The sequence below is a fragment of the Rhodococcus aetherivorans genome, assembly GCF_011058165.1.
Classification (GTDB): domain Bacteria; phylum Actinomycetota; class Actinomycetes; order Mycobacteriales; family Mycobacteriaceae; genus Rhodococcus; species Rhodococcus aetherivorans.
In genome coordinates this window covers 1-7,698 of record NZ_JAALEG010000148.1, presented here as the reverse complement: position 1 = coordinate 7,698, position 7,698 = coordinate 1, and the positions used below count along the sequence as shown (strand labels likewise).

The following is a 7,698-nucleotide window of genomic DNA, read 5'->3' as shown; positions in this document are numbered from 1 at the left end:
GTACACGCCCGAGGACCTGCAGCAGGTCCAGGACGAGTTCAACGGCCGCCCCCGGCAGACGCTACGCTGGCGCACGCCAACCGAAGCGTTCACCGAGCTTGTCGCATCGGCCGCCTGAAACCGCCTGCATCGACAGGATGTGACATTCGGCCGCCGGCAACCCCCGCACAGCCCGGGCGCTCGATGTCTCCGGAAGTTCACGAATCGGCAGTGTGAATCGCCTATCGTGGCCCCAGGCTTCGACAGGGGAGGACGCATGCCCGAGATCGTGCACGCACCGGCCAGGCATCTGGCCGCCGTGGAGTTCAGCACCGACGTGGCGCACATCGGTGAGCACCTCGGCGAGGCGTACGGCGCCGTCGAGCAGTACCTGGCCGGCGCGGGCACGTCGCCGGCCGGCCCGGCCGTCGCGTACTACCGCAACTTCACCAGGGAGGGCTTCGACGGCGCCGCCGGCTTCGAGGTCACCACCCGGATCGACGGCGACGGCCACGTGGTCCCGATCGACCTGCCCGCCGGCCAGGTCGCGACCGAGACCCACCTCGGTCCCTACGACACGCTCGAGCACACCTACGAGGCCCTCGCCGCCTGGGCCGCCCGCGAGGGGCACGACCTCGACCTGAGCACCGCGTGGGAGGAGTACTGGAGCCCGCCGGGCACCCCCGCCGAGGAAGTGCGAACCGTGATCTTCGTTCCCGTGAACTCCTGAGGCGTATCGCGGAAGCACCTCCACGGCGGCGGGAGGCGGGAGACAATCCGCGAATGTCCCTCGTCGTCGGATTCGCGCCGTGGATCGTGTACTGGATCCTCGTCGGCAACACCGGGTTCGTCACCGCCGTGGCCGCCGCCCTCGCGCTCGCCGCCGCCGGCCCCCTCGTACAGCGGGTGCGCGGAAAGCCGTGGCGCTCCCTCGACGTCGGCACCGTCGTCGTCTTCGCGCTGCTGCTGATCGCCGCGCTCACGCTCGACGACGCCGTCCTCGAACGCTGGCTGCAGCCGGTCGGCAATCTCGGACTGCTGCTCGTCGTCCTCGGCGGCATCCTCGCCGGACGACCGTTCGTGCGCGAATACGCCGTCGAGACAGTCGATCCCGCGACCGCGGCATCCGGCGGCTTCCGGTACATCACCACCGCGATGACGTGGATGTGGGCCGCCGCGTTCGCCGTGATGACCGTGTCCTCGCTGATCCCGCCGATCGTCGACGGTTCCGCCACCGTCCGCGACGAGACCGACGCGCTCTCCGTCGTCGGCTACTGGGTCGTCCCCTTCGTCGTCCTGGGTGCCGCCGGACTGGTTTCGGCCCTGTTTCCCAAGTGGTTCGACACGAAGTCCGCGCTCGCCGCCACCGCCAACCCGAGCCCCGAACCCGCGTCCCCGACGGCACCACCCCCGGACCTCGACTCGCCCCGGGTGCACCTCGTCGTACCGCGCCAGTCGCGGCACGACGAGCCGTTCCGCCTCACCCTCGCCGGGTCGCGGCCCGACGCGACGATCACCGTCACCGCCGAGGGCGCCGACATGTCCGGCGCCCGCTGGCGGTCGCACCGCAGCTACGACGGCAGCGTCGACGTCGTCGACGAACCGTTGTGGGACATGCGGTTCGACGAGCCCGACCGCGTACCCGACCTGTTCGTCCCCCCGCCCGGCCGGTGGCCGGTCACGCTCACCGTCACCGACGGCCCGCACACCACGCGACGCACGGTGATCCGCACCGACGCCGCGCCCGGCGTGACCGTCGCAGACCTCGACGTCGCCGGACGGCCGGGTCTGCTCGCCCGCCCGGACGGCCCGGCTCCGCTGCGCGGATGGCCGGCGGTGCTGTGCGTCGGCGGATCCGAGGGCGGCGTCGATTCCCAGCGCGCCACCATCGCCGCCCTCGCCTCCCACGGCCACGTCGCCCTCGCCTACTCGTGGCTCGACGAGAACACCGAGGTCGCGTCCGTACCGCTCGAGCGCTTCACCGGCGCGCTGCGCCACCTCGCCGCCCTGCCCGAGATCGACACCGACAACGTTGCCGCCGTGGGCATTTCCCGGGGCGCCGAAGGCCTGCTCGCCGCCGTCGCGGCCGACGGCACGTCGCTGCGGGCGCTGGTGCTCGTCAGCCCCAGCTCCGTCTCGTGGCAGGGACTCGGGCCGGACGGGGAGATCCCGGACACTCCGTCGTGGACCCTGGGCGGCGCGCCACAGCCCTGGGCACCGCTGCCCAGCTCCGCGCTGATGCCGCAGATGATCCGCAACGCCTGGCGCGCCGGCCGCGACGTCGCCCGGCACCGGCCGTCGCTGCTGCGGCTGTCCGACGCCTACCGCGCGGGACTGCGCGACGCGCCCGACCCCGCCCACCTGCGGTCCGAGAAGATCGACGCCCCGATCCTGTGCATCACCGGCACCGACGACCAGCTGTGGCCGGCCACGGACATGGCGGGCGCCCTGCTCGCCCGGCGCGGCGACGGTCGCGACCGGCACCTGTCCGTCGACGGCGCCGGCCACCTGATCCGCCTCGGCATGTTCCCCGGCGACGCCCAGTGGAGCGGTGGCATCGCCTTCGGCGGCACCCCGGCCGGGCAGGGCAGGGCCCAGCGCGCCGCGGTCGACTCGGTCACCGAGTTCCTCGCCTGACCGGCGCTCCCGTCGCGGTCCCGGGTTTTCTGGAACAGTGGAGGGGTCCGGACGCCACGAGGAGGTCCCGATGTCCGACGACCCGCAGTTCCCGGTCGGGTTCGAACCGGCCGAGCAGCGCCGCGAGCGGATGGCCGCGCAGGTGCGCCGCTGGTGCGAGCAGCACCGGCTCGACGGCCGGCACGCCCCGCTGTCGGACGCCGCCGCTCTCTGCCTGGCCGCCGGCCACCTCGACGACGAGACCCGCGACATCCTGGCCCGGCGCCGCCGGATCGGCCGCGGCCTGCCCACGCTCGGCGGGTTCGGCGCGTTGCGCCATCTCACGGACGAGCACGCCCGCCTCACGGTGCGAGCCGCCGACCTGCGCCCCGGCGCCGCCCGGCTGGTGTTCGAGTACCGGGCGGGGGAGCTGGCCAAGCGGCTGCGCAACGCCCACTACACGCTCACCGTGTCCGGCCGGCACTACGCGCAGGGCGTGCGGGCCGTGCGGCGGGAACGGCGCGACGGCGTGCACCTCGACCCGCACCAGCGTGACGCCCTGTTCGCGGCGCTGCAGCGCACGCCCGCGCCGATCCCCGAGAGAACGACCGATCAGGTGCGCGGCGCCGTGCTCGGCGTGGCCGTGGACCGGGTGACGCGCTGGTCCGACGGCACCGCGGCGGCCGCGGTGGGACGTCGCGCCGCCGACGCCCTCGGCCGGCAGGTGCCCGACGGCGACGATCACTTCGTCGACCGGTACGACACCCTGCTGTTCCTCGCCGGCACCCTGTTCGATCGGATCGAAGGCTCCACGGCCTGGCGGTCGGACCACCTCGCGGTGCAGCGGTCCCAGCTCGATCTCGCCGACGAGCTGACGCAGATCGCCGTGGACGCCGTGACGTTGCGGGGCCTGCTCGCCGAACTCGCCGACGCCCGGCGCGCGGCGCCGTCCGCTCGCGCGGCCGTCGACGCGCGTATCGCCGCGCTCGCACCGGTGTGGGATCAGCTTCTCGACCGGGTGGCGGCACTGGCCCGCATCGGCGAACTGCTCACCGTCGCCGAGGTCCAGCTGCGCACGGCCGAGGTCGAGGCCCGCACCGCGAGCCTCGACGAGCGGATCGACTCCCTCATCGGCCGATCGGGAGCGCGGGAGTTGTCCGCCGACAACACCTACTTCGTCGGCGACCAGTTCGGGATCGCGGCAGAGCTGATGGGTTCGCTCCGGTCGGAGCTGAGGGGCGACATCGCGGAGCTCACCGCGCGGGAGTGAGGCCGCCCGCGCGTCGATTGTCAGCTGTCACAGCCCAGCTCCTCGGTGATTCCGACGTCGCCCGACGGCACTGCTTCTCGTGCGGGCGGTGCTGTAACTTTCACGCGTTCTCGAGCGAAATCGACTGGGGGTGAACGGATGCTGCGCAGTGTGTCGAGATGCACGGCGCCGAGATGCACGGTGCCGAGACCCACGGTGCCGGCGTGCACGGCCCGGAGGTCGGGGATGCTCCTGGCGGCGACGGTGTTCGCCGTCGCCGGCTGCGGCGGGTCCGGCGGCACGGTCCGGGTGCAGGACGCCCCGATCCTCGAGGCGGAGTTCGACACGGTCCTGCTGACGGGCGAACCCCGCACCCTCGCCTCCGTGGCCGAGGACGCCGGTCTGTCGCCGGGGTCGTGGGACCGCATGTACCGATTCTCGCTGCCCCTGCTGATGAGCTCGATCAACCGGGATCTCGGCCTGACGGGCACCGTGTGGGAGAACCTCCCCGACACCGCGGGGCAGGGCCTGATCGTCTTCATGTCCGACGGCGCCGTCGTCCGTGCCACCGTCGACCGGGCACCCGTCGTCGAGGTCGACGGGTACGGCACCCCCGAGGCGCTGGTCGAGGCGGCCCCGGACCGGCTCACGATCGTCTCCGGCCACTGACCGACCCGGTGTGACATCCCCCCGTCCGATTCGAGGTCCAAGGACCCGTTCCGAACGGGCGCGAACGATGGGACGCTGAGACCGGCAGACACCCATCGGCGAAAGGGCCGAAGCAATGAAGGCACTGGTGTTCCACGGTCCGGGCAAGCGCGTCTGGGAGGACGTTCCCGACCCCCGAATCCAGGACCCCACCGACGCGATCGTCCGCGTCGACGCGGTCACCATCTGCGGCACCGACCTGCACATCCTCGGCGGCGACGTCCCCGAGGTGACCGACGGGCGCACCCTCGGGCACGAGGCCGTCGGCACCGTCGTCGAGGTCGGGCCGGGCGTGCAGAACCTCGCGCCCGGCGACCGGGTCCTCGTCTCGTGCATCACCTCGTGCGGGCGCTGCCGCTTCTGCCGCGAGGGCCGCTACGGCCAGTGCCTCGGGGGCGGGGGCTGGATCCTCGGCCACCTCATCGACGGCACCCAGGCCGAACTCGTGCGAGTCCCGTTCGCCGACAACTCGACCCACCGTGTACCCGAGGGCGTGAGCGACGAGCAGATGCTCATGCTCGCCGACATCCTGCCCACCTCCTACGAGGTCGGCGTGCTCAACGGATGCGTGCGGCCCGCCGACGTCGTCGTCATCGTCGGCGCCGGACCGATCGGTCTCGCCGCGATCCTCGCCACCCGGCTGCTGAGCCCGAGCCACGTCGTCGCGGTCGATCTCGCCGACAGCCGACTCGAGGCCGCCAAGGCGTTCGGCGCCGACGTCGTGGTCAACGGCGGGCGCGACGACGTCGCCGCGGTGGTGCGCGACCTCACCGGCGGCCTCGGCGCCGACGTCACCATGGAGGCCGTCGGAGTGCCGGCGACGTTCGAACAGGCCGTCGAGCTGGTCCGGCCGGGCGGCCATGTCGCCAACATCGGCGTCCACGGCGCGCCCGCCACCCTGCACCTGGAGAGCATCTGGATCAAGGACCTCACCATCACCACCGGCCTGGTCGACACCTACTCGACGCCGACCCTGATCGGCCTGGTCCGCAGCGGCAAACTCGACACCTCGCCGATGATCACCCACCGGTTCGCACTCGACGAGTTCGAGGAGGCCTACGACGTCTTCGGCCGCGCGGGTGAGACCGGTGCGCTCAAGGTGCTGCTGACGGGCAGCCGGTAACCTGGCGCGGCTGCGCTCGCTGCTTCACCCGCGCCGCCACAGGCGAGCGAATGTATCGTTCCGTCGGACTACCGAGGTGAGCGATACATTCGCTCGGGCCGCGCTCATTCGTGAGTTGCCGCGAGTTCGGCTGCGGCGGAAGTAAAGTCCGGGTCGAAGAGCAGGAAGCTCAGCAGGTCGCCGTGGTCCTCGCGTGTTCCCCCGGCGAGGCGACCCAGGACCGACAGCCACGGATGGCGCAGACCGCCGACGCCCGCGGCCTTCCTGCTGTACACGTCGTACGCGAGCCGGCCGAGGTCGTACGCCTGATCGAGCGACGGGCCCGCGAACCGCACCCGGATCTTCCGATCCGATGTCACGTCCGCGCTGTCCACTCCGGCTGCACGGATGCGCATCAGCCGGTCGTTACGGACCTCGAGTTGGTGGAGGTCTTCGATCATGCGGTCCGAGAGGAGGGCGCGCAGGATCAGCGCGGCGGCACCGAATACGTCGGGCGGTTCGTCGTCGCCGGGCACGAGGTCGGCGGCAGGCCGTTCGATCCAGTGCCGCGGCTGGGTCGCGACGACTCCGAGGGTGTCCGCGCCGAAGGCGAGGGCCGGTTTCAGCGGGGTGTTGAGCTGCAGACCGCCGTCGACGTACCAGCCTGCCCACGCCGCCGGTTCGGTGACCCGGACGGGCCGGAACAGCACCGGCACCGCCGCCGACGCCAGCACGTGCTCGACGGTCAGTTCCGTTTCGACGTAGGTGATGTTGCGATGTTCGTCGTAGGGAGGTAGCGGCACGGACGAGCGCTTCTCGACGAAGACCACGGTGCCGCGGGTGGCGACCGACGTTGCGGTCACCGCGACCGCCCCGATGGCGCCGCTGCGGATGTTGGCGTGCAGGTCCTCCCAGCAGATGAGAGAGTCCAGCAGGTCGTGCATGCGCTCGGTGTCGAGAAGGCTCGGTAGCGTGACGTCCAGACCGGCGGCCTGACCGAGGTAGCGCAGGCCCGTGCCGACCAGCGTCCCCACGGGGCCGAAGACGTCGTCCAGTCCCATTGTCGACCACAGGCTCACGATCCTGTGGGTTGCGGCCTTGTACCCGTCCCCGGCGAAGGCGGCCAACGCGACGACGTTCAGTGCGCCGGCGCTGGTTCCCACCAGAATCGGGGGGTGCTCCGACCTCGGCAGGTGCGGCAGCAGCGATGCGATAGCTCCGGCCTCGTACGCGCCCCGGGCGCCCGCGCCGGATACCACCAGACCTACGGTTTCGCTCACGGTCGTCCCCCTCACGACGATCACGTGCGTACATCGGAGAACGATACGCGCCGGTGCGGCGCCGAATGCGTGATCCGCAGGAGGCGGACGAGGGGCGCGACGAGCACATCCTCGCCCCGTCGGCAGCGCTCACGGGCATCCGGCCGAGGCGCCGGATCCGTCCGCCGATCGGTTGCGTGTCGGTGTCGTGCCTGCGGACGAGTGTGGCCGAGACTGGGCCTGTGTCCGATATCGGCGGTGTGGAAGCGGTGGTGTTCGACCTGGACGGTGTGCTGGTCGACTCCGAACCGCTGTGGGAGCAGGTGCGCCGGCAGGTCGTGGCCGAGCACGGGGGTCGGTGGACTGCCGACGCGCAGAGCCGATTGATGGGCATGAGTACCCCGGAGTGGTCGAGGTATCTCAGCGACGGTCTCGGTGTCGACCTGCCACCCGACGACGTGGCAGCGCTGGTCATCGATCGCATGGGCGCTCGCTACGCCGACCGGCTGCCGCTGATTCCGGGTGCGGTCGAGGCGGTGCGCGCGATGGCGGCGCGGTGGCCGCTCGGGCTGGCCAGCTCGTCCCCGCAGGCTCTGATCGACGGCGTGCTCGACGCCGCAGCGCTGGGAGACGTGTTCACCGTGGCGCTGTCCACCGAAGGTGTGGCGCGTGGGAAGCCGGCACCCGACATCTACCTGACGGTGGCCGAGCGACTCGGTATGGACCCGGCTCGGTGTGCGGCGGTGGAGGATTCCAGCAACGGGCTGCGGTCGGCGGCGTCGGCC

The 7,698-nt window shown here is 72.0% G+C and carries 7 protein-coding genes and 1 pseudogene; 7 read left to right on the top strand and 1 reads right to left on the bottom strand.

From position 1 onward, the window contains the following. The 6 genes and pseudogenes from G6039_RS31550 to G6039_RS29245 all read left to right on the top strand — a co-directional run. Positions 1-118: pseudogene (locus tag G6039_RS31550) on the top strand (IS30 family transposase); the annotation flags it as partial. Between the two features lie 138 nt (positions 119-256). Further along, complete coding sequence (locus tag G6039_RS29265; RefSeq protein WP_043800051.1) at positions 257-709, top strand: GyrI-like domain-containing protein; 453 nt, start codon at positions 257-259, stop codon at positions 707-709. Positions 710-762: 53 nt separating this feature from the next. Then, on the top strand, positions 763-2,616 hold the full coding sequence (locus G6039_RS29260) for an acyl-CoA thioester hydrolase/BAAT C-terminal domain-containing protein (protein WP_043800052.1): 1,854 nt from the start codon (positions 763-765) through the stop codon (positions 2,614-2,616). A gap of 70 nt (positions 2,617-2,686) precedes the next feature. Continuing rightward, the gene (locus G6039_RS29255) at positions 2,687-3,865 is read left to right on the top strand and encodes a hypothetical protein (RefSeq protein ID WP_043800134.1); all 1,179 of its coding nucleotides are present in this window, start codon (positions 2,687-2,689) and stop codon (positions 3,863-3,865) included. A 225-nt stretch (positions 3,866-4,090) separates the two neighbouring features. Continuing rightward, entirely contained in the window at positions 4,091-4,513 is a 423-nt protein-coding gene (locus tag G6039_RS29250; protein WP_051446069.1) for a hypothetical protein, read from the top strand. A 115-nt stretch (positions 4,514-4,628) separates the two neighbouring features. Beyond that, positions 4,629-5,675: a zinc-dependent alcohol dehydrogenase family protein gene (locus G6039_RS29245; RefSeq protein ID WP_043800057.1), complete on the top strand. Its 1,047-nt coding sequence runs from the start codon at positions 4,629-4,631 to the stop codon at positions 5,673-5,675. A 104-nt stretch (positions 5,676-5,779) separates the two neighbouring features. Here the strand turns inward: G6039_RS29245 and G6039_RS29240 are convergent, their stop codons facing one another. Further along, entirely contained in the window at positions 5,780-6,913 is a 1,134-nt protein-coding gene (locus tag G6039_RS29240) for a patatin-like phospholipase family protein (protein ID WP_080688561.1), read from the bottom strand. A 242-nt stretch (positions 6,914-7,155) separates the two neighbouring features. Here G6039_RS29240 and G6039_RS29235 point away from each other — a divergent pair. Then, on the top strand, positions 7,156-7,698 hold a 543-nt coding region (locus G6039_RS29235; RefSeq protein WP_164528177.1), incomplete at its 3' end, for an HAD-IA family hydrolase.